At 73.2% G+C, this 24,851-nt stretch carries 25 protein-coding genes; 15 read left to right on the top strand and 10 right to left on the bottom strand.

All coding sequences use genetic code 11. The features are described from left to right. Positions 1-89: 89 nt before the first annotated feature. Genes ACUP6Y_RS01545 through ACUP6Y_RS01525 form a run of 5 tightly spaced genes read left to right on the top strand, consistent with a single transcriptional unit; the run spans position 90 to position 4,153 of the window. Positions 90-491 carry a phage holin family protein gene (locus tag ACUP6Y_RS01545; RefSeq protein ID WP_462553845.1) on the top strand — a complete coding sequence of 134 codons (402 nt, stop codon included), beginning with the start codon at positions 90-92 and terminating at the stop codon, positions 489-491. A gap of 32 nt (positions 492-523) precedes the next feature. Next, the gene (locus tag ACUP6Y_RS01540) at positions 524-1,390 is read left to right on the top strand and encodes a fructosamine kinase family protein (protein ID WP_462553843.1); all 867 of its coding nucleotides are present in this window, start codon (positions 524-526) and stop codon (positions 1,388-1,390) included. Positions 1,391-1,436: 46 nt separating this feature from the next. Then, positions 1,437-2,150, top strand: a complete 714-nt coding sequence (locus ACUP6Y_RS01535) for a response regulator transcription factor (RefSeq protein WP_462553842.1) — start codon at positions 1,437-1,439, stop codon at positions 2,148-2,150. Positions 2,151-2,157: 7 nt separating this feature from the next. Next, complete coding sequence (locus tag ACUP6Y_RS01530) at positions 2,158-3,582, top strand: sensor histidine kinase (protein WP_462553840.1); 1,425 nt, start codon at positions 2,158-2,160, stop codon at positions 3,580-3,582. Further along, positions 3,575-4,153 (top strand): hypothetical protein, encoded by a 579-nt coding sequence (locus ACUP6Y_RS01525; protein ID WP_462553839.1) that lies wholly within the window; start codon positions 3,575-3,577, stop codon positions 4,151-4,153. Before ACUP6Y_RS01530 ends, ACUP6Y_RS01525 begins: the two co-directional genes overlap by 8 nt. Here ACUP6Y_RS01525 and ACUP6Y_RS01520 read toward each other — a convergent pair. The 4 genes from ACUP6Y_RS01520 to ACUP6Y_RS01505 all read right to left on the bottom strand — a co-directional run bounded on the left by ACUP6Y_RS01520 (position 4,143) and on the right by ACUP6Y_RS01505 (position 10,644). Next, positions 4,143-5,420 (bottom strand): anthranilate synthase component I family protein, encoded by a 1,278-nt coding sequence (locus ACUP6Y_RS01520; protein WP_462553838.1) that lies wholly within the window; start codon positions 5,418-5,420, stop codon positions 4,143-4,145. The genes ACUP6Y_RS01525 and ACUP6Y_RS01520 overlap by 11 nt on opposite strands. A gap of 16 nt (positions 5,421-5,436) precedes the next feature. Continuing rightward, on the bottom strand, positions 5,437-5,982 hold the full coding sequence (locus ACUP6Y_RS01515; RefSeq protein ID WP_462553837.1) for an anthranilate synthase component II: 546 nt from the start codon (positions 5,980-5,982) through the stop codon (positions 5,437-5,439). A gap of 161 nt (positions 5,983-6,143) precedes the next feature. Further along, positions 6,144-8,066 carry an anthranilate synthase family protein gene (locus ACUP6Y_RS01510; RefSeq protein WP_462553836.1) on the bottom strand — a complete coding sequence of 641 codons (1,923 nt, stop codon included), beginning with the start codon at positions 8,064-8,066 and terminating at the stop codon, positions 6,144-6,146. Between the two features lie 43 nt (positions 8,067-8,109). After that, positions 8,110-10,644 (bottom strand): CHAT domain-containing protein, encoded by a 2,535-nt coding sequence (locus ACUP6Y_RS01505; RefSeq protein WP_462553835.1) that lies wholly within the window; start codon positions 10,642-10,644, stop codon positions 8,110-8,112. 97 nt (positions 10,645-10,741) lie between these two features. On the opposite strand from ACUP6Y_RS01505, the gene ACUP6Y_RS01500 reads away from it, so the two are divergent. After that, positions 10,742-12,124, top strand: coding sequence for a S8 family peptidase (locus ACUP6Y_RS01500; protein WP_462553834.1), 1,383 nt, complete (start codon positions 10,742-10,744; stop codon positions 12,122-12,124). Positions 12,125-12,130: 6 nt separating this feature from the next. Here the strand turns inward: ACUP6Y_RS01500 and ACUP6Y_RS01495 are convergent, their stop codons facing one another. Together ACUP6Y_RS01495 and ACUP6Y_RS01490 are read right to left on the bottom strand one after the other, a co-directional pair. Beyond that, entirely contained in the window at positions 12,131-12,571 is a 441-nt protein-coding gene (locus tag ACUP6Y_RS01495; protein ID WP_462553833.1) for a hypothetical protein, read from the bottom strand. Beyond that, the gene (locus ACUP6Y_RS01490) at positions 12,568-13,134 is read right to left on the bottom strand and encodes an RNA polymerase sigma factor (protein WP_462553832.1); all 567 of its coding nucleotides are present in this window, start codon (positions 13,132-13,134) and stop codon (positions 12,568-12,570) included. Before ACUP6Y_RS01490 ends, ACUP6Y_RS01495 begins: the two co-directional genes overlap by 4 nt. 134 nt (positions 13,135-13,268) lie before the next feature. On the opposite strand from ACUP6Y_RS01490, the gene ACUP6Y_RS01485 reads away from it, so the two are divergent. Together ACUP6Y_RS01485 and ACUP6Y_RS01480 are read left to right on the top strand one after the other, a co-directional pair. Further along, on the top strand, positions 13,269-13,649 hold the full coding sequence (locus ACUP6Y_RS01485; protein ID WP_462553831.1) for a hypothetical protein: 381 nt from the start codon (positions 13,269-13,271) through the stop codon (positions 13,647-13,649). Then, positions 13,646-13,903, top strand: coding sequence for a LuxR C-terminal-related transcriptional regulator (locus ACUP6Y_RS01480; RefSeq protein ID WP_462553830.1), 258 nt, complete (start codon positions 13,646-13,648; stop codon positions 13,901-13,903). Before ACUP6Y_RS01485 ends, ACUP6Y_RS01480 begins: the two co-directional genes overlap by 4 nt. An 8-nt stretch (positions 13,904-13,911) precedes the next feature. Here ACUP6Y_RS01480 and ACUP6Y_RS01475 read toward each other — a convergent pair whose 3' ends face one another. Next, positions 13,912-14,418, bottom strand: a complete 507-nt coding sequence (locus ACUP6Y_RS01475; protein WP_462553829.1) for a MarR family winged helix-turn-helix transcriptional regulator — start codon at positions 14,416-14,418, stop codon at positions 13,912-13,914. A 10-nt stretch (positions 14,419-14,428) separates the two neighbouring features. Next, entirely contained in the window at positions 14,429-14,914 is a 486-nt protein-coding gene (locus ACUP6Y_RS01470) for a hypothetical protein (protein WP_462553827.1), read from the bottom strand. An 84-nt stretch (positions 14,915-14,998) separates the two neighbouring features. On the opposite strand from ACUP6Y_RS01470, the gene ACUP6Y_RS01465 reads away from it, so the two are divergent. Further along, on the top strand, positions 14,999-16,237 hold the full coding sequence (locus ACUP6Y_RS01465; protein ID WP_462553826.1) for an MFS transporter: 1,239 nt from the start codon (positions 14,999-15,001) through the stop codon (positions 16,235-16,237). A gap of 5 nt (positions 16,238-16,242) precedes the next feature. Here ACUP6Y_RS01465 and ACUP6Y_RS01460 read toward each other — a convergent pair whose 3' ends face one another. Next, the gene (locus ACUP6Y_RS01460; RefSeq protein WP_462553825.1) at positions 16,243-17,733 is read right to left on the bottom strand and encodes a flavin monoamine oxidase family protein; all 1,491 of its coding nucleotides are present in this window, start codon (positions 17,731-17,733) and stop codon (positions 16,243-16,245) included. A gap of 56 nt (positions 17,734-17,789) precedes the next feature. Here ACUP6Y_RS01460 and ACUP6Y_RS01455 point away from each other — a divergent pair, with 56 nt between their 5' ends. Genes ACUP6Y_RS01455 through ACUP6Y_RS01440 form a run of 4 tightly spaced genes read left to right on the top strand, consistent with a single transcriptional unit; the run spans position 17,790 to position 20,274 of the window. Beyond that, on the top strand, positions 17,790-18,449 hold the full coding sequence (locus ACUP6Y_RS01455) for a TetR/AcrR family transcriptional regulator (protein ID WP_462553824.1): 660 nt from the start codon (positions 17,790-17,792) through the stop codon (positions 18,447-18,449). Beyond that, complete coding sequence (locus tag ACUP6Y_RS01450) at positions 18,446-19,090, top strand: class II aldolase/adducin family protein (RefSeq protein ID WP_462553823.1); 645 nt, start codon at positions 18,446-18,448, stop codon at positions 19,088-19,090. The genes ACUP6Y_RS01455 and ACUP6Y_RS01450 overlap by 4 nt, the downstream gene beginning before the upstream one ends. Further along, a complete protein-coding gene (locus ACUP6Y_RS01445; RefSeq protein ID WP_462553822.1) occupies positions 19,091-20,029 on the top strand; it encodes a carbohydrate kinase family protein in 939 nt (312 codons plus the stop codon). It begins immediately after the preceding gene. Beyond that, the gene (locus ACUP6Y_RS01440; protein ID WP_462553821.1) at positions 20,026-20,274 is read left to right on the top strand and encodes a hypothetical protein; all 249 of its coding nucleotides are present in this window, start codon (positions 20,026-20,028) and stop codon (positions 20,272-20,274) included. The genes ACUP6Y_RS01445 and ACUP6Y_RS01440 overlap by 4 nt, the downstream gene beginning before the upstream one ends. Here the strand turns inward: ACUP6Y_RS01440 and ACUP6Y_RS01435 are convergent. After that, the gene (locus tag ACUP6Y_RS01435; RefSeq protein ID WP_462553820.1) at positions 20,258-22,492 is read right to left on the bottom strand and encodes a HelD family protein; all 2,235 of its coding nucleotides are present in this window, start codon (positions 22,490-22,492) and stop codon (positions 20,258-20,260) included. The genes ACUP6Y_RS01440 and ACUP6Y_RS01435 overlap by 17 nt on opposite strands. Before the next feature lie 172 nt (positions 22,493-22,664). On the opposite strand from ACUP6Y_RS01435, the gene ACUP6Y_RS01430 reads away from it, so the two are divergent. Together ACUP6Y_RS01430 and ACUP6Y_RS01425 are read left to right on the top strand one after the other, a co-directional pair. Beyond that, positions 22,665-23,288: a TetR/AcrR family transcriptional regulator gene (locus tag ACUP6Y_RS01430; protein WP_462553819.1), complete on the top strand. Its 624-nt coding sequence runs from the start codon at positions 22,665-22,667 to the stop codon at positions 23,286-23,288. Positions 23,289-23,499: 211 nt separating this feature from the next. After that, complete coding sequence (locus ACUP6Y_RS01425) at positions 23,500-24,831, top strand: IS4 family transposase (RefSeq protein ID WP_462550973.1); 1,332 nt, start codon at positions 23,500-23,502, stop codon at positions 24,829-24,831. Positions 24,832-24,851: the final 20 nt, after the last annotated feature.

The following is a 24,851-nucleotide window of genomic DNA, read 5'->3' as shown; positions in this document are numbered from 1 at the left end:
GGCGTGGTGCGGGCAGGGGCGCATACGTGCCGACCAGACTTCCCGGCTCACCTGTGCCCAGCCTACCGAGACTCGGTAGGGTCGGCCGCATGGCCACCGAACCGCTCCGCGAAGAGCCGACCATCGGACGTCTCATCAAGGACGCGCAGACCGACTTCTCCACGATCATGCGCAAGGAGATCCAGCTCGCGAAGTCCGAGCTGAAGGTCAGCGTCACCGCCGGCGGTGTCGGCGTCGGCCTGCTCGCGGTCGCGGGCTTCCTGCTCGTGCTGGCCGTCATCATGCTCTCGGTGGCGATCGCCTACTTCATCCACTGGAACGGCAAGGGCCTCGACCTGCACTGGGCCTTCCTGATCGTCTTCGCGTTCTACGTCCTCCTCGCGGGCCTGCTGGTGTTCCTGGCGATCCGCAGGTTCAAGAAGGTCAAGGCCCCCGAACGCGCGATCGAGCAGGGCTCGAAGATCCCGCGCGCGCTCAAGGGCCAGGCCTGAGACCCGTCTGACGGGCCGGGCAAGGGGAGCCGATGGCACGCCAGCCGGTCGTCGCGGGGCGCGCCGAGCAGCTGCTCGGCGCGGCCGTCGTCGCCACCGCGCCGGTGGCGGGCGGCGACATCTCCACCGCGGTCAAGCTGCGCCTGTCCAGCGGGCGCACGGCGTTCCTCAAGACGCTCAGCCCCGCGCCGCCGCAGTTCTTCGCCCGCGAGGCGGCGGGGCTGCGCTGGCTCGCGGAGGCCACCTCGAGCGGCGGGGTCGCCACCGCCGGGGTGCTCGCCGTCGACACCGACTGCCTGATCCTCGACTGGGTGGAGGCCGGCAGACCCACGGCCGAGGCGGCCGGCGCGTTCGGTCGCGCGCTCGCCGCCACCCATGCCTACGGCGCCCCCGGGTTCGGCGCCGACGCCGACGGCTACATCGGCCGGCTGCCGCTGCCCAACCGCACGCTGCCGACCTGGTCGGAGTTCCACGCGGAGCGCCGGATCGCGCCGTACCTCAAGGTGCTGCGTGACAAGGACATCGTCAGCGCGGACGACGCCGCCGTGATCGAGGCCGCTGCCGCCCGCGGCGCGTCGATCGTCCCCGAGGAGCCGCCCGCGCGGCTGCACGGCGACCTGTGGAACGGCAACGTGCTGTGGGGCACCGGCGACCGGGTCGTGGTCGTCGACCCGGCGGCATACGGCGGCCACCGCGAGGTCGACCTCGCCATGCTCGCCCTCTTCGGCCTCCCCCAGCTCCCGCAGGTGATGACCGCTTATTCCGAGGCGCACCCGCTCGTCGGCGGCTGGGAGGACCGGCTGGGCTTCCACCAGCTGTTCCCGCTGCTCGTCCACGCCTGCCTGTTCGGCGGCCAGTACGGCGCCCGCGCGGCCCGGGTCGCCCAGCGCTACCTCTGAGCCGGCCTCTCAGCCATCGCTCAGGCCGATCGGCCATGATGGGAGGGTGTCCGCCCGTTCCGCCGTCCCGCACCGCATCCTCGTCGTCGACGACGACCGTGCCGTGCGGGAGTCGCTGCGGCGCTCCCTCGCGTTCAACGGGTACGACGTCCACCTGGCCGGCGACGGCGCGGAGGCCCTGGCGGGGATCGGCGCGGTCGCGCCCGACGTGGTCGTGATGGACGTGATGATGCCCAAGCTCGACGGGCTCGAGGCGACCCGGGCGCTGCGGGCGGCCGGGAACGACGTACCCATCCTGGTGCTGACCGCGCGCGACGCGGTCGGCGAGCGGGTCGAGGGACTGGACGCGGGAGCCGACGACTACCTCACCAAGCCGTTCGCGCTCGAGGAGCTGCTCGCCCGGCTGCGCGCGCTGCTGCGCCGGGTGGCGCCGATCGAGGACGGCGCCGAGGAGGAGGTCCTCTCCTTCGCCGACCTCACCATGAACGTCACGACTCGTGAGGTGCGCCGCGGCAGCCGGCTGATCGAGCTGACCCGCACCGAGTTCACGCTGCTCGAGATGTTCCTGCGCCGACCGCGCCGGGTGCTCGACCGCAGCTTCATCCTCGAGGAGGTGTGGGGCTACGACTTCCCCACGACCGCCAACTCGCTCGAGGTGTACGTCGGCTACCTGCGCCGCAAGACCGAGGCCGAGGGCGAGCAGCGGCTGATCCACACCGTCCGCGGCATCGGGTACGTCCTGCGCGCGAGCGAGTCATGAGCCTGGCGTGACCGTTCCCTGGGGCCTCGCGGTCGGCCCCGGTGCCGACGGGCGCTGGCACTACCGCCGCTCGCTGGCGAGCCGGGTGATCTGGCTGACCACGATCGCGGTCGGCATGTCGGTGGCGCTCGTGGCGGTGGGCGCCTACATCACGGCCCGGGTGCAGATGCAGGACACGCTCGACAACGCGCTCGTGGACCGGGCCGGGAAGGCGGCCGCGTCCGACAGCCTGCTGCAGGCCGGTTCCCAGGGCATCCCGTCGTGGGCACTGGGTGCGGGCGACGTGCGGATCGCGATCTTGGACTACAACGCGGGCACGCTGCGGATCCTCGACCGCGGTCCGACCCTGGAGCTCGGCCGGGCCGAGCTCGAGGTCGCGCAGGGCAAGAAGGACCGCAGCCTGCGCACCATGGTGCTGGCCGGCGACCGCTACCGCGTCGTCGCCGTACCCACCCAGCAGAGCGGGGTCGCGCTGATCATCGCCCAGCCGCTGGAGGACCAGGACCGCACCCTGCGCCGGCTCGGCTGGGTGACCATCGCGTTCGGGTTCTTCGGCGTCCTCGCCGCCGGACTGGCCGGCTGGGTGGTCGCGAGCAATGGGCTGCGACCGGTACGCCGGCTGAGCGGCTCGGTCGAGGAGATCGCGCGCACCGAGGACTTCACCCCGCTGCCCATCGAGGGCGACGACGAGGTGGCCCGGCTGGCGACGGCGTTCAACCACCTGCTGGTCGCGCTCGACGCCAGCCGGACCCGCCAGCGCGAGCTCATCGCCGACGCCGGCCACGAGCTGCGCACCCCGCTGACCGCGCTGCGCACCAACGTCGACCTGCTCACCATGACCGCCCGCGGCCCCGACGGCTTCGCCGCGCTGCCGCCCGACGCCCGCGACGAGCTGCTCGACGACGTCCGCGCCCAGATCGAGGAGCTCACCACCCTCATCGGCGACCTCACCGAGCTGGCCCGCGACGAGCCGATCCCGGTCCAGGTCGAGCCGGTCGACCTGGCCGACGTCGTCGACCACGCCGTGCAGCGGGTACGCCGCCGCGCGCCGGGCCTCGAGTTCGAGGTCTTCACCCGGCCCTGGTGGGTGATCGGTGAGGACGCCGAGCTGGAGCGCGCGGTGACCAACCTGCTCGACAACGCCGCCAAGTGGAGCCCCGAGGGCGGTCAGGTGACCGTCCGGCTCAGCGACGGCGTGCTCACCGTCGACGACCAGGGACCCGGGATCGCCGAGGCCGACCGGACCCGGATCTTCGACCGGTTCTGGCGCTCCGACGACGCCCGCACCATGCCCGGCTCGGGCCTCGGCCTGGCGATCGTGCGCCAGGTCGCCGCCCGCCACTCGGGCTCGGTCCAGGCCACCGCCAATGCGAGTGGAGGCGCCCGCCTCGTGCTCAAGCTGCCCGGACGGGAGAACAACCCGCATGTCTGACCTCCGTCGTACCGCCTTGGTCGCGGCCCTCCTCCCGCCGCTGACGCTCGCCCTCGCGGGCTGCGGCGGCGAGGAGAAGGTCGGCGCGAAGCCGGACCTCCCGACCGAGACGCCGGCGCTGTGGAACCCGTGCGACGTCCTCGACGCGGCGTTCGTGAAGGCGCAGTTCGGCATCGAGGCGACCGAGCACGCCGGCACGCCGACCAAGCCGGAGTGCCGGTTCACCCCGGCCGAGGACAGCGGTGACGCCGTGGTCACCGCCAACTACCTGCTCTTCCCCGGCACCCTCGAGCAGGCCTGGAAGACGATGGGCCAGCAGGACGACGCCGACGTCCGCACCCCCACGATCGAGCGGGCCGACGACGCGCGCGTGGTCGTCAACGCCACGAGGAAGCAGCTCTACGTCACCGGCTTCGTCCAGAACGGCGACCTGATCCAGCAGGTGGACGTGGTCGACCCGGCGCCGTACGACGAGAAGCGGGTCGTGCGCGGCGTGCAGGCCACGCTCACCACGCTGTCCAGCCACGCCGCCGACACCGGCGCGGGCGCGGACCCGAGTCCTACGGGTTGATCGCCTGCAGCAGCCGGGCGGCCTTCCACTCGGTCTCGGCCCACTCCTCCTCGACGTCACTGGCGACCGTGATCCCGCCGCCGGTGCCGAGCAGGTAGTCCTCGCCGGCGGTGACGAGCGTGCGGATCACCACGCCCAGGTCGGCCCGGCCGTCGCCGGAGACCCAGCCGAACGCCCCGGCGTAGGCCCCTCGCGGCGTCTCCTCGACCTCCTCGATGATCTCCATCGTGCGCAGCTTGGGCGCGCCGGTCATCGACCCGGCGGGAAACAGCGCCTTCAACGCGCCGACCGTGCTGACGTCGCCGCGGAGCCGGCCGCGGACCGTGGACACCAGCTGGTGGACCGAGGCATAGGACTCGACCTCCATCAGGGTCGGCACGTCGACGGAGCCCGCCTCGCAGACCATGGCGAGGTCGTTGCGCAGCAGGTCGACGATCATCAGGTTCTCCGAGCGGAACTTCGGGTCGCTCGCCAGCCGGTCCCTGGCCGCCTGGTCCTCGGCGGGCGTGCTGCCACGCGCGGTGGTGCCCTTGATCGGCTTGGTCTCGATCGTCCGGTCCTCGGCGACGAGGGCGTAGCGCTCCGGGCTCGAGCTGAGCAGCCACGCCTCCGCTCCCGGCACGTCGTGCTGCAGGAAGCCCGCGTAGGGAGCCGGATTCAGCGCGCGCAGCCGGAGGTACGCCGCCGCCGGGCCGAGCGGGCTGGTCGCCCGGAGCCGGTGGGTGAGGTTGACCTCGTAGGAGTTGCCGGCGTGCAGGTGGTCCTGGACCCTGGCGAAGGCTGCGGCGTAGGTGGGGGGCGGGGTGTCGGAATCGCCGGTCGACCGGCGATTCCCGCACTTGTCGGGCGTTGCAACGCCCGACAAGTGCCAGTTCTGCGCGACAAGTGGGTGCTCATACTCCCGGATGTGCGAGGGGCGCAGCCAGACCGCGTCGGGCAGATCCGGGTCGGGTGTGGCGGGCAGGTCGGCGCGGGCGGCGTACCCGAAGTAGCCGAACCACTGGTCGCTCGCCCGTCCGGCGGCGAGCTCGGCCTCCAGGACGGCGAACGGGTCGTCGCCGACCACCACCGAGCGGCCGTCGGCGTGCCGGGTCACCTCGCGGGCGGCCGCGTCGTAGCTCAGCGAGACGTCGTCGTTGTCGAGCCAGCCGAGCATCGACCGGCGGCGCGACCAGTCCCGGGCGCCGCCGCCGTCGAGCCAGACGCAGCGGGGGTGGCGCGCCTGGATCCGGGCGAACACCTCGGCGGGGTCGCGCTGGGTCACCATCGGGCCACCATGGGCGTCAGCGTCCCATGGCGAGGAAGTTCGCGACCAGCCGCGCACCGCGCTCGGACAGCACCGACTCGGGATGGAACTGCACGCCCTCGAGCGGAAGGCTGCGGTGCCGTACTCCCATCACGGTGCCGTCGGCCGCCCAGGCGGTCGCCTCGAGCTCGTCGGGCAGGCGGATGGCCGCCAGGGAGTGGTAGCGGACCGCGTCGAAGGGCGTCGGTACGCCGGCGAACACCCCCTGCCCGTCATGGGCCACCGCCTCGACCGCGCCGTGAGCCGGCTCGACCCGCCCGACCTCGCCGCCGAACGCCACGACCATCCCCTGCATGCCGAGGCACACGCCCAGCACCGGCCGGCCCTCGGCGAAGCCCCAGTCATACTCGCTCGGATGGCCCGGACCGGGCGACAGGACGATGTGCGAGAACGCAGCCAGGTCGACGGGGTCGTCCCACTGGACCACCGTCGGCAGGGCCCCGGTCACACCCGCGACGAGGTGGACCAGGTTCCAGGTGTAGGAGTCGCGGTGGTCGACGACGACCACGTCGGGGACAGTCATCGCATCGTCACCACCATCAGAACCTCATCTCGGCGTACCTTCGAAGGAAGGAAGCGGGACGGCCCAGGTGGGTGCCGGGCCGTCCCGCCCCTCCGGGTCACAGCTCCACCGCGAGTTCGCCGACGGTGCTCCGACGACGAGGTCCACGACGCCGGTCATCGTCAGGTCTCGAGCAGGACGCCGGAGACCAGGTCGTGGACGATGTCGAAGCCCCGTTCGGTGAGGATCGACTCGGCGTGGAACTGGACGCCGCGGTAGTGCGGGCCGGCGAGCGCGTTGACGTCGCCGGTCTCCCGGTCGGCGTCCACGCGAACCGCCTCGGGCAGCGCGACCTGAGCAGAGACCCGCCCCACGAAGGTGTTGTAGAAGCCGACCTTCTGCTGCCGCCCGTCGAGCAGCACGGTGGCCTGGGTCCCCTGGAAGACGATGTCCTTGTAGGTGAGCGGGATGCCGAGCTGGTGGCACAGCGCCTGGTGGCCGAGGCAGACGGCGACGAACGGCTTCTCGTGGGCCAGCAGCCAGGCGACGGCGGCGCGCAGCTGGCCCATCTTCGGGTCGGCCTCGTCGCGCGGGTCGCCGGGGCCGGGGCCGACGATGACCAGGTCGAAGCCGTCGAGCACGCCGTCGGCGTAGTCCTCGTGGCGCACCACCGTGCTGGTCATGCCCATCCGCGCGAGCATGTGCCGCAGCATGTTCACGAAGTCGTCCTCGCCGTCGAGGATGACGGCGGACTTGCCGGCGAGGCGCGGGTCGACCGGCGTACCGGCCTGGTCGGCGAGCCAGAACCCGGAGAGCCGGTTGTTGCGGGCGTTGAGCGCGATCAGCACCTCCTCGTCCACGACGAGGTCGGCGACGGCGACGTCGGGCACCGGCGCGGGCGGGACCAGGCCGAAGGCGGAGAGGATGCCGCCCGCCTTCGCGTGCGTCTCCGCGACCTCGTACGCCGGGGTGGAGTCGCGCACCAGCGTCGCCCCCGCGGTGACCTTGAGCCGACCGTCGAGGGAGACGTCGGCGGTGCGCAGCACGATCGGGCTGTCGAGGACCGGCTCACCGGCGTCGTCGCGCCCGAAGAGGGCCAGCGCGGAGGCGTAGTAGCCGCGCCCCTCGGGCTCGTACTGCTTGATCAGCCGGCAGGCGTTCTCGACGGGCGAGCCGGTCACCGTGGCGGCGTACATCGTGTCGCGCAGGACCTCGCGGACGTCCTTGGACGTGCGGCCGGCGAGGAGGTACTCGGTGTGGATGAGGTGGGTCATCGGCTTGAGGAACGGCCCGAGCACCTGGCCACCCTCGGTGCAGATGTCGCACATCATCTTGAGCTCCTCGTCGACGACCATGAAGAGCTCGTAGATCTCCTTCTCGTCCTTGAGGAAGTCGCGCATCCGGGCCTCGGTGCTGCGGGTCTCGCCGGCGGGCGGGCGCAGGTGGAAGGTGCCGGAGATCGGGTTCATCCGTACGTCGCCGCCGTGGACCGACACGTGCCGCTCAGGGGACGCGCCGATCAGGAAGCGGTCGCCGGTGAAGAAGACGAAGGTCCAGTACGCGCCGCGCTCGCGCTCGAGCAGCCGGCGGAAGACCGTCAGCGCGACCGAGGCGTCGAAGTCGGCGACGACCGCGCGGTAGTTGCGGCCCACGACGAGGTTCGCGCCCTCGCCCTGGCCGATCTCGCCGTCGATGATCGCCGCGACGATCTTGGCGTACTCCTCGTCGGACGTCTCGAAGCCACCGCGGTCGGTGAACTCGACCGCCACCGGGTCGATCGCGTCGACCACGTCGGCCACCGAGAACTCGTGCTCGCTCCGCACGTCCACGACCACCAGCGGGGTGCCGTCGTCGTGGGCCTCGAAGCCGCGCTCGCCGACCTGGCGGAAGGGGACGGCGACCAGCCGGTCGCAGATGTGCCCCGGCTCCGGGACGCCGGTCTCGAGCGGGATGTCCATGATCGACTCGACGATGCTGCGGGTGCCGCCGAGCACGCCGACGGTGTCGCGGTCGCCCGCACGGGTGGAGCGCCGGATGATCGCCCAGGCCTCGTGCCCCTGGACGGCCGCGATGGCTTCCCGGGCGGTGAGGCTGGTGTCAGTCATGGCGGCAGCCTATTCGGGTCGCAGTCGCGGTCCGGACGACTGCTCACACCCCGAGAGCGAGGAAGGCGGCCGCGGTGCCGGCCGCGACCGGGTCGCCGACCACCTGACGGCGTACCTCGCACAGCGCGGTGGCCGGGTCGCTGCCGGTGGCGAGCGCGGCGTGCAGGTCGACCATCAACGCGGCGGTGGCGGCGTCGTTGACCTCGCCGACGCTGCAGACCAGGCCCGCGGTGCCGAGCGAGAACAGCGCCGCAGCCAACCCGAGCAGCTCCTCCGCCCCGACCGGCGCCAGCACGCCGGACTCGCAGGCCGACAGCACGACCCGGTACGGCGCCCGCGGGACCCGCTCCAGGTCGTGGACCGTCAGCGGCCCGTCGACCAGGTCGAGCGCCGAGAACAGCGGGCTGTCGGCCCGGAACCGGCCGTGCGCGGCCAGGTGGACCAGACCCGCGCCGTCGAGGTGGGTCAGCACCGCGTCGAGGGTGGCGCGCGGACCGTCGAGCAGGACGGCGTCCGGGTGGCGCCCGGCGAGGACCGGCACCTCCGCGCCGCCGCTCGCCAGCGCCGGGCCGGCGACCAGGACGGTGCTGGCGGGCTGCGGTGGCGCCGCGGCCCGGGCGCGCAGCCACTGGCCCGCCGACGGAACGACCGCGAACGGCCGGTCGTGGAGGCTCGGCAGGAGGGACCAGGCCAGGCCGTGCAGGCGGGCGGTGGGCGCGAGGACCACCGGGGCGTCCGGGAGCAGCCGGACGGCATCGCCCAGCACCGCGTCCTGGAGAGCCCGCCCGACGCTGGTGGTGTCGGCCGGACGCCCGCGGGCCGCCCTGCGCAGCAGCATCCCCGCCGGACCCAGCAGGTCGGCGACCTCGCTCGTCGTGCCGGCCACCCGGCGACGTACCTTCCCGGCATGGGCGACCACGACGTGCAGGCTCCCGTCGACGTCGACCAGCTCGACCAGGCAGGTGTCCCCCGTCGCCGCCAGGATCTCGTCGACGCCCGCCGGCCGCTGCTGCGCGGCGGTGGTCACCGACAGGGTGTGGCTCTCGGCCCGCACCGCCCGCTCCAGCCGACGCCGCTCCCGCTCGAGCTCCTCGGTCGGCGTACCGTCCTGGCGGGCCTCGGCCAGCTGCCGCCCGTTGTCGCGCAGCGCCGCCAACGAGGCCGGGATGGTCGCCGCGTCCGAGGTCGCCGGCGGCTGCGCCAGCGCCGTCGCCCGGGTCCGCTCGCTCCAGCGCAGCAGGGTCCGTGCGTCACTGGCCGCATGGCGCAGGGCGAGGGCGGTGAGGTCGCGCCCGTGGGTGGTCGCCAGCGCCCGCAGCTCGCTGGACCCGATCAGGCGCCGGTGCTCGTCGATCGCGTCCAGACCGGCCGCCGCCGCCCGCAGCACCCCGCCCCGGTCGGCTGTCTCCTCGCGAGCCAGGGCCCGGGCGTGCCAGGCGCCGGCGCGGACCAGGGCGTTCGGGTGGCTGCGGTACGACGCCGCGCGGGTCCACAGGTCGAGTCGGTCCTCGCCGCGGGAGAGCCGGCCGGCGAGGGTGAGGGCGAGCGCCGCCTCGGGGGCGCGCTCCCGGTCGAGGGACGTCGCCAGCGCGACCGCCCGGCTCCGACTCGCCGGTTCTCCCACCGCGAGCCGCGCCCGCAGGCCGACCAGCTCGGCGCGGTCCCGGTGCCAGTCCCGGTGCTGGCGCCGGAGCATCCGCTCCGCGGTGCCCGCCTCGGCGAGGGCCCGGACGCCGTCGCCCAGAGCCAGCAGCGCGGTGGCGTGGAACAGGTGCAGCTCGGCCCGGTCCACCGCCGGCAGCTCGCCGGACGCGAGGAAGTCCGCGACCAGCGCCACCGCCTCGGGCGCCAGGCCGGCGGCCAGGTAGGCGCCGGCGTGCATGGCGGCGCCGGCGTACCGGACGGGTCGGCGCAGGGCGCGGTACTGGGCCCCGGCCTCGGCATGGATCCGCAGCCCGGCCGCGAGATCGCCTCGGGCGATCGCGATGTCGGCGCGGTTCTCGAGGGCGGTCAGCCGCTCGAGCTGCGCCCCCGACCTCGCCAGGAGCCACTCGGCGTGCCGCGTCTCGTCCTCGGCGGCGTCCAGCCGGCCGTGGCGCAGCTCCAGGTCACCGAGCCAGATCCGGGTGCGGGCCTCCCACAGCTCGTCGCCCACCTCGATCAGCGCGTCCCGCGAGGACCTCAGGACCGGGACGGCCTCCTCGTCACGGCCCAGCAGCACCAGCGCCCCGGCTCGCCGCATCCCGATCCGCGCCGCCAGGGCTCCCGTGGCGCCGTCGGCGGCTCGGGTCAGCTCGGCGAGCCCTGCTCGGGTCCGGCCGGCGAAGACCAGGGTCGCACCCAGCGTGGCCCGCACGTCCCGCTCCCGGTCAGGAGCCGAGGCCCGTCGTGCCCACGTGAGCGCGGCTCGGAGCTCCTCCACAGCGGTGGGATGGTCCCCGCGTTCCCGGTGCACGATGCCGAGACAGTGGTGCGCGTAGGAGCGGGCGAGAGGGTCGGCCGGTCCGTCGAGCAGCTGCTCGGCGCGGGCCCGACCCTCCTCCGGGTCCTCGAGCGCGAGATCGAGCAGTTCCTCCATCGGCGGTCTGTGCTCCTTTACGAGACCCGCACGGCAGAACTACGTTAGCGCCGCCGGCGGGCCACGGCTGCCGGTCATCTCGCCCCCAGGAGCGGCCATGAGCGACCCCACCCGTCCGAGCCTTCCGATCAACCTGCTGCGCGAGCTGCTGCGCCGGCTGCGCCGCACCCGTCCTCGCGACCTCGCGGCCGAGCGCCTGCGCGCCCAGGTCCGGGTGATCCGGAGCGCGATGAAGGAGTCCGGGGTGCTGGGCGCGCCGGTGAAGGGCGCGCAGCCGCCCCGCGACGACGCGGACATCCACTACCTGTACCGGCCCCGGCACGCGCTGGTGCGGCGCGAGGATCTCGGCCGCCTGGAGGAGTACTTCGCCACGGACGAGAACCGGAAGCGGTTCACCGGTGAGCTCGACGCGCGCGAGACCCGGGTCCCCGATCTGCTGCTGGCGACCCTGCCGTCGCGCGTGGACCGCAGGGACGACGTACTGGCGACGCTCGACGAGCTGGAGCGCTCGCAGGTCGTCGAGCGGGGCGCGATCACCCCCGACCACGTCGTGTACGTGACGCCTCGGGGCTTCATGTGCCCCGCCACCGAACCCGCGACCCCCCACCGCCACACCAAGCCCTGGCCCGCCGCCCAGACCTCGCCGGGCCGGCTCGCGGACCGCGACCGGGTCCGGGTGGCGGTCGTCGACACCGGTCTGTGGACCGACGCCGTGGGCAGCGCCCAGACACCCTGGCTGGAGGTGGGCGACGTGGTGGCCGACCCGAGCGATGTCGAGACGGTGGACCCCCACGCCATCCACCCGTACGCCGGCCACGGCACCTTCGTCGCCGGCGTGATCAGCTGCCTCGCCCCGGACACCCGGATCGAGGTGGAGGGGGTGCTGGTGCATGGGGGCGCGGTCTTCGAGTCGGAGATCGTGCAGCAGCTGCACGAGGCGATCGAGGACGACGACCGACCGCAGGTGGTCAGCATCTCGGCCGGCACCCACACCCGCGGCGACTTCGCGCTGCTCGGGTTCGAGCTGCTCGGCCGCTCCCACAAGCTGGCCGAGCGCACGGACGTGCTGATCGTGGCCGCGGCGGGCAACGACTCCAGCGACAAGCCGTTCTGGCCGGCGGCCTTCCCGTGGGTGGTGTCGGTGGGGTCGGTGGATCCCGACGCGTGCGTGTCCGACTTCTCCAATGTCGGCCCCTGGGTCGATGTCTACGCCCGCGGCCGCGACCTGGTCAACGCCTTCCCGAAGGGGACCTACACCTGCCACGAGCCCCCGAACGTCGGCGAGGTCCGCACCTTCGACGGTCTCGCCCAGTGGAGCGGCACGTCCTTCTCGACGCCCGTCGTCACCGGGCTGATCGCGGCGCGGATGCGCGAGACCGGGCAGTCCGCCCGGGAGGCGTGGCAGGACGTCGCCGCCACCGCGACTCCACGGACCGACCCGCGGGGCGGGGCGATCCGGATCGTCGGTCCGCTGACGTAGCGGGGCCTACAGCGTCACCCACGGCGTGGTGAGCGACCGCTCACCCTGCTCGACGACGAACCGCACCGTCCCGGGCCGCACCCCCTCGAACCGGAAGAACCCGGCGGGATCCGCCTCGGCGGTGAGCGCGTCCGCCTCGGGACGCTCCACCATCACCGTCGCGTCCCCGGAGCCGCCGCCGAGCACCTGACCGAGCAGCGCCTCGCCGTCCACCTCGACCTCGAGGGTGAGTCCGCTGTGGCCGAAGGACAGGGTGCGCGGCTCGTCCGCGCCGGAGCGTACGGCGGCGCCCGGGTCGAGCGCGGAGTCGTGGAGCAGCTCGGCCAGCTCGGCGTCGACCGAGCGCCAGGTGAAGGCGGCGCGGGCCGCCGTACGCCGCCGGTCGCTGACGGCTGCCTCCTCGGCGACGGCCTCGCCGAGCAGGGCCATGAGCTCGTCGTCGTTCACGGGGTCACCTCCACCAGTCGGCGCAGCGCGGGGATGCGCCGCAGCTGCTCGAGGGCACGGGCCCGGGTCGGGCCGATGCTGCCGATCGGGATGCCGAGGCGGCGGCTGATCTCCTCGTAGCCGACCGGCGGGTCGGCGAGGAGGAGCAGGAGCAGGGCGCGGCGGGCCTCGGGGAGCGCGGCGAGGGCCTCGCGGAGCAGCTGGCGGCTCTCGGCCGCGAGCAGGTCGATGCCGGCGGCGTCGTCGACGACGGCGTCGAGCCCGGTCGCGTCCTGCGGATCGACCGGCCGGACCCGCCCGCGGGCGGCCAGCAGGCGCAGGCACTCGTTGCGGGTCGTCGTACGGATCCAGCCGGGCAGGGCCGCGGGCTCGCGCAGGTCGCCGAGGTGCTCGACGAGGCGCAGCCACACCGTCTGGCTGACGTCGTCGCCGTCGGCCTCCGAGAGCCGGTGGCCGCGGATGATCGCGTCCACCAGCGGGAGGAAGCGGTCCACGATCGCGTCCCATGCATGCTGGTCTCCTTCCCGCGCCGCGGGGACGAGCGCCGACAGCGGTGAGTCCACGTCCACACCCGACCCCCCTTCGCGTGACGCGAGAGCTTGCGGATGCATCGTCCCGCACATCGGACCCACGGGCCAGTACCGCTGATACGCCGAGATCCGGGTATCACCGGCCGGACCCCAGGACTCCTCGTCCCATGACCTGGAACATCCACGAACGTCTCCGCATCATCCGCGTGGTCGAGGCGGTCGCCGCCACCGACATGAGCGGCGCCCTTCCCTGGCGCGAGGAGTGGGCCACCTACTTCGGCGGACCCGTCGGGCTGATCGCCGCGCTCCGCGGCCACTGCGCGCACTGGTCTCCGGCGCCCCCCGACCCCGAGCTCGACGAGCTCGACGAGCTCGCCGACGTCCGGATCCGCCGCAGCGAGCTCGGGGTCCTCGAGATCCTGCGCCGGTACGACGCCGGCGACGCCACCGACCCGGTGCTCCTCCGGCTGGCGGATCCGCCTCGCGCCTTCCGGCCCCGGCCTGCCGGGGGGATCCGGCGGATCCGCTCGGTCCTGGACCGGTCATGAGCGCGCGCGAGGCGACCACCGTCGAGCGCACCACCCTCGCCGCCGGCCGGATCGGCCGGCTCAGCCGCCGCCAGCGGCGGGTGCTCGAGCTCGTCGCGGCGGGCCGGTCGGAGGCGGCCATCGCCGCCGAGCTGGTAGTCCGGCCGGAGACCGCCGCCGCGTTGTGCGCCGAGGTGTTCGACACGCTCGGGCTCACGCCCTCGCGGCACCTCGACCGCCGGTTGCTCGCGATCCTGACCCTCCAGCAGGCCTGAGAACGCTTCTAGCCCTCGCGCTCCTCCGAGCGCACCGTCACCTTCTTGAGCAGCCGGTTGAGCGTCGCGAGCTCCCGCTCGGTCAGCGCCTCGGCGAGGTCGTCCTCGGCCCGGCCGCGGATGGCCATCGCCTGTCGCCAGACGGCCATGCCGGCCTTGGTGACCTCGACGATCACCCGGCGGCGGTCGTCGACAGCGGGGATCCGACGGATCCAGCCGGACCTCTCGAGACCGTCGAGCCGGCCGGTCATCCCGGCCCCGGACACGCCCAGCTCGGTGGCCAGCTCGGTCGGCGAGGCGGAGCCGGGGGTGTCGCGGATCATCAGCACGTGCAGGGTCTCGTACTCGAAGTCGGTCAGCCCGACCTCGGCGACGGCGTGCTGCTTGGCCCGGCGCAGGTAGCGGTCGATGCGGTGGATCCGCACGAACACGCCCTCGACCGTCTCGTCGAAGGTGACGTCGAGCCAGTGGTCCTTCCACCGCGCGACGTGGCGGTCCGTCCAGTCCTCGACCATGACGGAAACGCTACTGCGCCCGCCCCCGCCAGCGCCCGGCGAGACCGGCGCCGATGAGCAGCGTCGCGACCAGCGGGAACTCGTACGCCGCGGCGCCGAACCAGACGTAGGTCGAGGGCAGATCCCGGATGACGTCGTAGAAGCTCGAGAGGTCGACGGTGAACCACAAGAACGGGAGCGCTCCCCAGACCACGCCGGCCAGGACCGGGCCGAGTCCGGAGAGCTGGCCCACGGCGGCGGCGACCAGGAGCATGCCTGCGCCGAGGATCAGGTAGACGAGCTCGATCCCGATCTTGGTGTCGTAGTACGCGAGCCGCTCCTGGTTGTACTTCCCGGCGCCGTAGTCGAAGAGCAGCATGCCGACGGGTGTCGCGCCGAGGGCGACCACCACGCTGACGAGATGGCGGAGCGCCATCGACCGTCGGGCGCCCCGGGGTGGGAGCGCGGGAGCCTGCGGTCCCGGAGGGGGCGGGGGCGGAGCACCTGTGTCGGTCATGGGCCCGATCCTGCCCCGGTCCCGACCAGAGCGAAACAGGTACTTCGCTGGCGAATACTTAGGCAACGAAGTATCCTCATCTCCGTGACGGTGTCCTCCCCGCTGCGCTCGCGCGACTTCCGGCTGCTCGTCGGCGGCGTCGCCGTGAGCGGCCTCGGGTCGGCGATGACCCCGGTGGCACTGGCGTTCGCCGTACTCGACCTCGGTGGCAGCGCCACCCAGCTGGGCCTGGTCGTGGCCGCGTTCTCGGCGGCCGAGGTCCTCACGATCCTGTACGGCGGCGTGCTCGGCGACCGGCTCCCCCGCCAGCTCCTCATGCAGGGCTCGTCCGCGGCCACCGCCGTCAGCCAGGGCGCCTGCGCCGTCGTCCTGATCACCGGGCACGGCTCGCTGCTCCTGCTCACCGCGATCGGCGTCGTCAACGGCTGCCTCGGCGCCATCGCCCAGCCCGCGTCGAACGCGATGACCCGCTCGACCGTCGCCGACGAGCAGCTCGGCCGGGCGGTCGTGCTGCGCAGCCTGGCCACCCAGACCGCGTTCGCGATCGGATTCGCCCTCGCGGGGGTGATCGTCGCGGTCACCAGCCCGGGCTGGGCGATCGCGGTCGACGCGGCGACCTACGCCGTCGCGGCGGCGCTGTTCGCGATGATCCGGGTGCCCAGCGTCGTGAGCGCCGGGCGCGAGCGGCTCCTCGCCGAGCTGGCCGACGGTGCCCGCGAGGTCTTCCGGCATGCCTGGCTGTGGCTGCTGATCGGCCAGGCGCTGCTCTACCACCTGTGCTTCGGGGGCGTGCAGGGCGTGCTCGGACCGATCGTGGTCAGCGAGACGTGGAGCAAGCAGGCCTGGGGCGGGGCGCTCGCGGCACTGATGGCCGGCTTCGTCGCCGGCGGACTGGTCGCCCTGCGCTGGCGTCCGCGGCACCTGCTGCGCTGGGGCGTGCTGATGCTCTCCCTCACCGCCGCCTTCCCGCTCGCCCTGGCCGTCGCCGACGACCTGAGCGTCGTCCTGGCCGGGGCCTTCGTGCATGGTGTCGGGCTGCAGCTGTTCAGCGTCAGCTGGGATCTCGCGATCCAGGAGAACGTGGCCGAGGACATGCTCGCGCGGGTGTACTCCTTCGACCTGGTCGGCTCGTTCGTGTGCCGCCCGCTCGGCCTCGCCCTCACCGGCCCGGTCGCTGTCCTCGTCGGGACCGAGCGGTGGCTGGTCGTGGTCGCCGCCGTGATCGGGCTCAGCTCGCTGGCCACGCTCGCCGCCCCCTCGGTGCGGCAGCTGACCCGTCGTACCGCTCCTGTGCCCGTGGTTCCGGAGTCCGCACGCACCTGACCACCTCACAGGGTGGCCAGCACCTCCCGGGCCGCACGCCTGCCGGAGCGAACGGCGCCGTCCATGTAGCCGGTCCAGTACGTCGAGGTCTCGGTGCCGGCCCAGTGGACCCGGCCGTGCGGGGTGCGGATGTGCCGGCCATGGGTCGACAGCACGCCCGGCGGATACATCGCGGTGGGGCCGCCGCCGGTCCACGGCTCGCGGGTCCAGTCGTGCTCGGTGTAGTCGATCGGGTGCCGCGCCTGCTCGCCGAACATCGCGGCAAAGCCCTCGAGCACGGCGGCACGACGCTCCTCCAGTGAGCGGGTGCCGAACTGCTGCCATGCCGAGCCGCCCACGAAGGCGAGCAGCACGCCGTGGCCGGTGTCGGCGACGTGGTTGTCGAAGGCGACCCGGACCGCGCCGGTCTCGGCGATGCCGAACCCGGTGAGCCCCTGGTCGCGCCAGAACGGCGTCTCGTAGACGGCGTCGCACTTCATCAGCCGACCCATCTGCACACCCTCGAGCAGCGCCCGGCGACCCGCGGGGAGCTCCGGCGCGAAGCCGATCCCGAGGACCTGCTTGGGCGGCGCGGCCACGATCACCCGGCGGGCCCGCACCGTGCCGCGGCGGGTATGCACCCGGACCCGGCCGTGCGCCGGCTGGACGATCCTGGTGACCGCCGCGTTCAGCGCGATCCGCTTGCCGAGCCGGCGGGCGAGCTCGAGCGGGATCCGCTGGGAGCCGCCGACGAACCGGCTCTCCTGCGCGCCGCCCACCGTGTCGGAGTTGCGCTCGAAGGTGCCGGGGGTGGTCTCGTTGCCGGAGCAGGCGATGTAGTGCAGCACGAAGAGCAGCGAGACCTGGTCCGGGTCGGCGCCGAAGCCGGGCTGTGTCCAGGACTGGATGAGCCTCTCGATGCCCGCGCTGTTGAGCGTGTTGCGGCGCAGCCAGTCGCCGAGCGAGATCGCGTCCCACTCGGCGGCGCGCGGGTGCGACCAGGGCGCGTCGACCGGGACCTCCCCGGCGAAGCCGTTGAGGCGCTGCAGCGCGAGGGCGGCGTCGAGCAGGATCGTCGGATCGGGTGGAACGGTGCCGGTGAACTCCATCCGGCCCAGCAGCGAGGAGAGGTAGACGTTCTTGCCGGTGGCGTACTCCTCGAAGGTGTCGATCCCGAGCTTGTGGGCGAGCTTCTTGATGTGGTCCTGGGTGGGGCCGACGAAGGCGCCGCCGGCCTCGATGGTGCCGCCGGTGGGGAGCTCGTGGTTGAGCACCCGGCCGCCCACCCGGTCGCGGGCCTCGACGACGAGCACGGAGTGCCCGGCGGCGCGGACCTTGCGGGCAGCGACGAGGCCGGCGAGCCCGGCGCCGACCACCACGACGTCGACCTTGCGCGGCAGCCTGCCCTTGCGGACGCCGGCCGCGACCTGCGCCTCGAGGGCGTCGAGGGCGAGTACGCCGAACGCGGCGGCACCCCCGGCGAGCAGTCCACGGCGGCCCATCTCGATCGTCTGCACGTCGCCTCCGAAGATGAATGTGTGTCAGGTTCGAGTTCGGAGGCTACAGTGCGTCCATGCCGTCCGCCACCGTCGAGCCCACCGTCGGGCCCAGCACGGGTCCGAGCCGGCGCCGGGTCCCTGCCCAGGCCCGCTCCCGGGAGCGGGTCGAGCGGATCCTGGACTCGGCCGCGCGGCTCGTCGTGACCAACGGCGTCGACGGGCTCACGACACGCTCCATCGCCGACGCGGCCGAGCTCCCCGTGGCCTCGCTCTACCAGTACTTCGCCGACAAGGAGGCCGTCCTGCTCGCGCTGTGCGAGCGCGACATGGCGGAGATGGACGAGCAGGTCGCAGCCGACCTCCTCGCCGTCGACGACCTCACCGTCGCCAGCCTGGTCGAGACCGCGATGCGGGCGTTCGTCGCGGTCTACCACCGCCGGCCGGCGTTCATGCAGATCTGGGTGCGGGGCCGGACCAACCCCGCGATCTACGAGTACGGCCGCCACCACAACCGGCGGATCGCGGAGAACCTGCTCGCCGTCGGCCGCGACGCGGGACTCTTCTCCCCCGGCGACTACGACGACGCCCAGCTCGCCGCGATCGCCGAGCTGGCCGTGGAGGTCGGCGACAGCGCCTTCCAGCTCGCCTTCGAGCACGACCCGCGCGGCGACGAGTTCCTCATCACCGAGGCGATCACCCTGGTGGCCGGCTATCTCGAGCGGATCGCGCGTTGACCGACCCGCTCCGCGCGGAGGTCGCCACCGCAGCCCGTCGGCTGGCCGAGGCCGGGCTGCTGATCGGCACCGCCGGCAACGTCTCGGCCCGCCACGACGACCGGATCGCGGTCACCGCCACGGGCGTCGCCCTCGGCGCCTGCACCCCCGACGACGTCACGGTCGTCGCGCTCGACGGCACCGTGGTCGAGGGCGGGCTCGCGCCGACCAGCGAGCTCTCCCTCCACCTCGGCGTGTACGCCGACGGACCGGCGGCCGCGGTCGTCCACACCCACGCACCCTTCGCGACCGCGGTCGCGTGCGTACACGACGCACTGCCGGTGCTCCACTACCAACAGCTCGCGCTGGGCGGCGAGGTCCGCGTGGCGCCGTACGCCACCTTCGGTACGGCCGAGCTCGCGGCCAACGTCAGGGCGGCGCTGGCGGACCGCAGCGCCGCGCTGCTCGCCAACCACGGCTCGGTCACCCTCGGCGGCTCGCTGGACCAGGCCGTCGAGAACGCCCTGCTGCTCGAGTGGCTGTGCCAGCTGCACCACCGGGCCAGCGCCCTCGGCACGCCGCGGGCGCTCACCGAGGAGCAGCAGCTCGACGTCGTCCGCGCCGCGCTGGAGCGCGGCTACGGGGTTCCCCAGGAGATCTGAATGAGCATGACCGTCGCCGCCGTCGGCGTCCACGTCCTCGACACCCACGTGCTCGGCATCGAGTCCATCCCCGCCGGGTCCGACGGCCAGCTGGTCGAGACGATCCGGATGTCGCCGGCCGGCACCGCCGGCGGCACCGCCGTCGTGCTCAGCCGGCTCGGCGCCACGGTCCGGTCGTACGGCGCCGTGGGCACCGACCCCGTCGGCGACACCCTGCTCGCGCTGCTCGCCCGCGAGGGGGTCGACGTGGCCGGACTGGTGCGCAAGGACTCCGCCCAGACGTCGGCGTCGGTGCTGCCGGTCCGGCCGAACGGCGACCGCCCGGCCTGGCACTGCATCGGCGCCAACGGCGCGTTCACGCTCGACGACCTGCCGGCCGACCTGCTGTCCGGCGTGACCCACCTGCACCTGGGCGGCCCGGAGTTCCTCGGCGGCGACGCGGCCGGTGAGCTGCTGGCCCGGGCCCGCGCCGCCGGAATCACCACCTCGGTCGACATCCTGGCCCCCGGCGACCCGGACCTGCTGGCCTGGATCGCCGCCGCGCTGCCCCACACCGACCACCTGCTCCCCAACGACGAGCAGGTCCTGGGCTTCACCGGCGCCGCCACGCTCGCCGAGGGCGCGCAGGCCCTGGTCGCCGCCGGCGCCGGCTGCGTCACGGTCACCCAGGGCGCCCGGGGCGCGCTGGTCGCCACGGCCGACGGGGTGAGCGAGGTGCCGGCGTACCCGGTCGAGGTGGTCGACACCACCGGCTGCGGCGACGCCTTCTCGGCCGGCTACCTGCGCGGGCTCGCACTCGGCCGGACGCCCGTCGAGGCGGCCCGGCTCGGCTGCGCCACCGCCGCGCAGGTCGCCCAGGGGCTCGGCACCGACGCCGGGAGCTACGACCTGGCGGCGGTCGAGGCGCTCGCCGCGTCGGCTGCGACCATGACGGGGTGAGTCTCGAGATCCGTGCCCCGCGCCCCGACGAGAGCGACGCGACGCTGCGGCTGATCGCCGCCGCCTTCGGCGCGGAGGGCGCCGAAGGCGGCGGCACGGTGTGGCGCGACGTCGTCGCGCGCGGGCTCGACCGGGCGCAGCACAACGTGGGGTTGAGGCGTTGGTGGGCTGCACAACGCGCACGAGGCTCCGCTGGATGCGCTCGGGGCGAACGCCGGTTCCCCGACCTCAGCCGATGGTCGTGAGCAGCTGGGTCGCGCGGGTGAGCACGACGTACAGCGTGGCGCGTCCGGTGACCGACTCGTCCTCGATCTCCTGCGGCCGGACGACGACGATCCCGTCGAACTCCAGGCCCTTGGTGTCGAGCCCGGTGAGCACGACCACCCGGTCCTCGCCGGAGGGCGCGACGGAGGAGTCGATGGCGGCGCGGGCGCCGGGGGCGTCGGCGGCCAGCTCGGGCCAGGAGGCGAGCCAGGCGTTGACCTCGGAGCGCCGGGCGACGGGTACGACGACGCCCACCGTCCCGGAGACCCGACCGGCGAGGTCGAGAACGGCGGCACGGGTGGCGGCCTCGAGCTCGGCGACGCCGGCGCCCGGGGGCAGGTCGACGACGACCGGCTCCTCGCCGGTGCGGCGTACGGCGTCGGGCAGGTCGGCGTCGAGGCCCACGCGCGAGGCGTAGGCGGCCGCGTGGGCGTAGATCTCGGCCGAGTTGCGGTAGTTGGTCGACAGGTGGAAGGAGTGCGCCTGCTTGCGCTCCAGCGCCGCCGAACGCGCCGCCGCAGCCTCCTCGGGCACCGGCCAGGACGACTGTGCCGGGTCGCCGACGATGGTCCAGGAGGCGGTGCGTCCGCGGCGGCCGACCATCCGCCACTGCATGGGGGTGAGGTCCTGCGCCTCGTCGATGAGAACGTGGGCGTAGCCGTCGTCCTCGATGCTCGAGATCGGCGGCCGCCAGGCCCGGCCCGACGGCGCGAACTCACGGTCGGAGGCGGTCATCAGCTCCTGGATGTCGACCGCGCCCTCGATCAGCGCGATCGGGTCGTCGCGCTCGTCGTCGGCCTTCTGGGGTACGTCGCCGAGGGCGTAGCGCAGCTCGTCGAGCAGCGGCACGTCCTCGATCGAGATCTGCGGACTGATCGGCCGGGACGGGTCGAGTCCGGCCCAGGTCTTCGACAGCAGCCGCTGCTCCTCGGCCGACAGCAGGCCCTCGCCGACCCGGGCCAGGAACTCCGGCTCGCGCAGCCAGCACAGCACGGTCGGCGCATCGAGCGGCGGCCACCAGGCGAGGGCGAAGTCGAGGAAGTCGTCGCGCGAGAGCATCTCGTCGTTGAACTTCTCCCGCCCCTGCTCGCGGCCACGCTCGCCGCGGACCTGACGCCACAGCGCATCGAGGAGAGCGTGGGAGATCCGCGGGAGCTGCTTGTTGCGCAGACCCTGCGACATCAGCTGGCGGCGGACCTGGCCGAGCCTGCCGCGGTCGAGGAGCAGCCGGTCGTCACGCCAGAAGACGCGGTACTCCCGCGGGCTGCCGGGCGCCTGCTGGCGCGCCGTACGACGCATCAGCTCGGCCATCCGCGCGGAGCCCTTGATGTCGGCGACGGCCGGCTCGTCGTGGCGGGTCGCGCGGACCTCGTCGACGACCTCGCCGAGGCTGCGCAGCGCGACCGCGGTCTCGCCGAGCGAGGGCAGCACCCGCTCGATGTAGCGCATGAACACGCCCGACGGGCCGACGACGAGCACGCCGCCGCGCTCGTAGCGCTGGCGGTCGGTGTAGAGGAGGTACGCCGCCCGGTGCAGCGCGACGACGGTCTTGCCGGTGCCGGGACCACCGGAGATCGACACGACGCCCCGCGAGGGCGCCCGGATCGCCTTGTCCTGCTCGGCCTGGATGGTCGCGACGATGGAGTGCATCGAGCGGTCGCGGGCCCGGGAGAGCTGCGCCATCAACGCGCCCTCGCCGACGATCGGCAGCTCGCGGCCGGCGGCCTCGGCGGCCGACAGCCCCTCGGCGTCGAGGAGCTCGTCCTCGACACCCACGACCGACCGACCCGTGCTGCGCAGCACCCGCCGGCGGAGCACGCCGTGGGGCTCGGCCGCCGTCGCCTGGTAGAAGACCGCGGCGGCCGGCGCGCGCCAGTCGATCAGCAGCGACTCGTGGTCGTCGTCGCGCAGGCCGATCCGGCCGACATAGCGCGGGGCGGCGTCGAGTGCCGCGTCGAGGTCGAGCCTCCCGAACACCAGACCCTCGTGGGCGGCGTCGAGCTGCGCGATCCGCTTCGCGGCCTGGAACACCATCGCGTCGCGCTCCACCAGGCCGCCCTCGTGGCCCAGACGGCCCCGCGAATGTCCTTCTCTCGCCAGCTGCTGGGCGGCCTTCCCGGCCTGCTCCAGCTGCCGGTAGACCCGGTCGACGAAGGCCTGCTCTGCCGCGACCTCGCGCTCCACCAGCTCGTCTGCCACCGACGTGACCCCTACCGTCCGCACTCGTTCCTGAACAGCCGCTCGAAAGCGGCAAGCCACCAACTCTACAGGCGTCGAACCCCAAGCCTCGAAGGGGACAGCGAACTACCACCAAAGGCACTACTGTGGAGGTGAACGGCCCGAAGCATCACGTGTCCAAGGGGGGAACACGATGAGCGTCACGACCGGGACGACCATGTCCCGCAAACCCAACCGCCGCGGCGTCGCCGCGCGCGAGAAGCTGTTGTCGACGGCGGTCGAGATGCTCGGGACCGGCCGCCCGGAGACCGTCTCGATCAACATGGTCGCAAAGGAGGCCGGGCTCAGCTGGGGCTCGGTGCAGAACCTGTTCGGCGACTCCGACGGGTTCTGGTCCGCGGTCGCCGACCAGGTCGCCGAGATCGGCCCCGACCTGTGGGGCAAGCCGCAGAGCACGACCGTCGCCGGACGGGTCGCCGAGGTCGCCGAGCTGTACTGCTCGGTCCTCGAGTCGCCGTACGCCGTCACCGTCGAGACCATGCGCTGGGCCCTGCCGCGTCCGCTCGAGACGCTCGCGGAGACCCACCCGCGCACGGCCGCGTCGATCCGACGCCTCGACGAGCTCTCGACGACGGCGTTCAACCGCTTCTTCGACGGGGTCGAGGGCCTCGACGAGGAACGGCGGGCAGCCATGTCGGAGCTGCTGCCCGCGATGCTGCGCAGCCTGCGCAACGAGCAGCTGCTCGGCACCCACATCGACCTCGACCGCGCCCACAGCGTGATCGTGACGATGCTGACGGCGTACCTCGAGGGCTAGGTCCAATGCCGTCAACTTAAGGACGGGGCGGGTGGGTCAAGGACCGAGTGCGGCGTGTCGGCGTGGGGTGCAACGGAGCCCGGGTTAGAGATGCAACGACCAAGAAGCTTCTCCTTCCCCGGGAGCTCCGTTGCCTGTTCATCATGTCATCCCCAACATCAGTTCCCGCGTCAGTTCCCACGCCGCTGGACGTGAGGAGCGCTCGCGAAGCGTGTACGCACCGGGTCATCTGGGCGAGTTGACCCAGATCGTGTCGTTCGAGATGGTCGACGCGGTCCTTGCCCAGACCCGCAGGGTCCAGCAACGCACCCGTGACCTTCCCTCCCGGGTCGTGGTCTACCTCCTCCTTGCCGGTGCACTGTTCGCCGAGTGCGGCTACCGGCAGGTATGGGCCCGGCTGGTCACGGGTCTGGATCCGGCGCTCGGGCCCCTCGCCAGGCCGTCCGCCGCGGCGCTGGCCGCAGCACGCCGCCGTGTCGGCCCGGCACCGTTGCGAGAGTTGTTCGCTCTGCTGACGACGTCGGCCGCGGCCCCTGGCACGAAGGGCACGTGGTGGCGCGGGCGGCTGGTGTGCGCGATCGACGGCACCATGATGTGCTGCCCCGACACCGAAGCGAACCTGAGGGTGCACCGCAAGGGCCGGGGCTATCACGGCGGCACCGGATACCCGATGATCCGGCTGCTCGCGTTGGTCGCGTGCGGCACCCGGACCCTGCTGGCCGCGACGTTCGGCCCGACCAGCCGTGGCGAGACCCGGTTCGCACTCGACCTGCTCGGTGCGATGGGCCCGGGGATGATCGTGCTGGGCGACCGCAACTTCGCGGCCGGCGACCTCATCACCCAGATCGCCGCAACCGGTGCCGACGTGCTCATGAGAGCCAAGAACGGCCGTGGTGCTCGCAAGCTCCCAGTGTGCCACCGTCTGGGCGACGGGTCCTACCTGTCGCGGATCGGTCCGGTCCAAGTCCGCGTGATCGATGCAACGATCACGATCACCACTCCCGCAGGCCAGCGCGAGGCGTCCTACCGGCTGATCACCACCGTCATCGATCAGTCCTGCAGGGCCGAGGAGATCGTGCGGCTCTACCACCAGCGGTGGGAGATCGAGACCACCTACTGCGAACTCAAGTCCACCATCCTGGGCGGGCGAGTGCTCCGCGCCCGCACCCCGACCGGTATCGAGCAAGAGGTCTACGCACTGTTGGTGGCCTACCAGGCCATCAGGATCGCGATCGCTGACACCGCGATCGCCCGCCCCGAGCTCGACCCTGACCGGGCCAGCTTCACCGTGGCGTTCAACGCCGCACGTGACCAGATCATCAAAGCGGCCGGGATCATCGCCGGCGCTGTCACCGACATCGTCGGCGCCATCGGACGCCAGATCCTGGCCGACCTTCTGCCCCAACGCCGAGCCCGTACCGCCCCACGGGTGGTGAAACGAGCGATCTCAAACTACGCCCCACACACCGCCAGAGGACGGCTCCGCGGCCCCAGCCACCACACCGACACCAGAATCAACATCCTCACCGGCGCGCCACCGTGACAACCACCATGTCGGCTTAA

Source organism: Nocardioides sp. S5-5 (genome assembly GCF_054954065.1).
The sequence above is the reverse complement of the archived record's forward strand: the minus strand, read 5'-3'. Positions and strand labels throughout refer to the sequence as shown.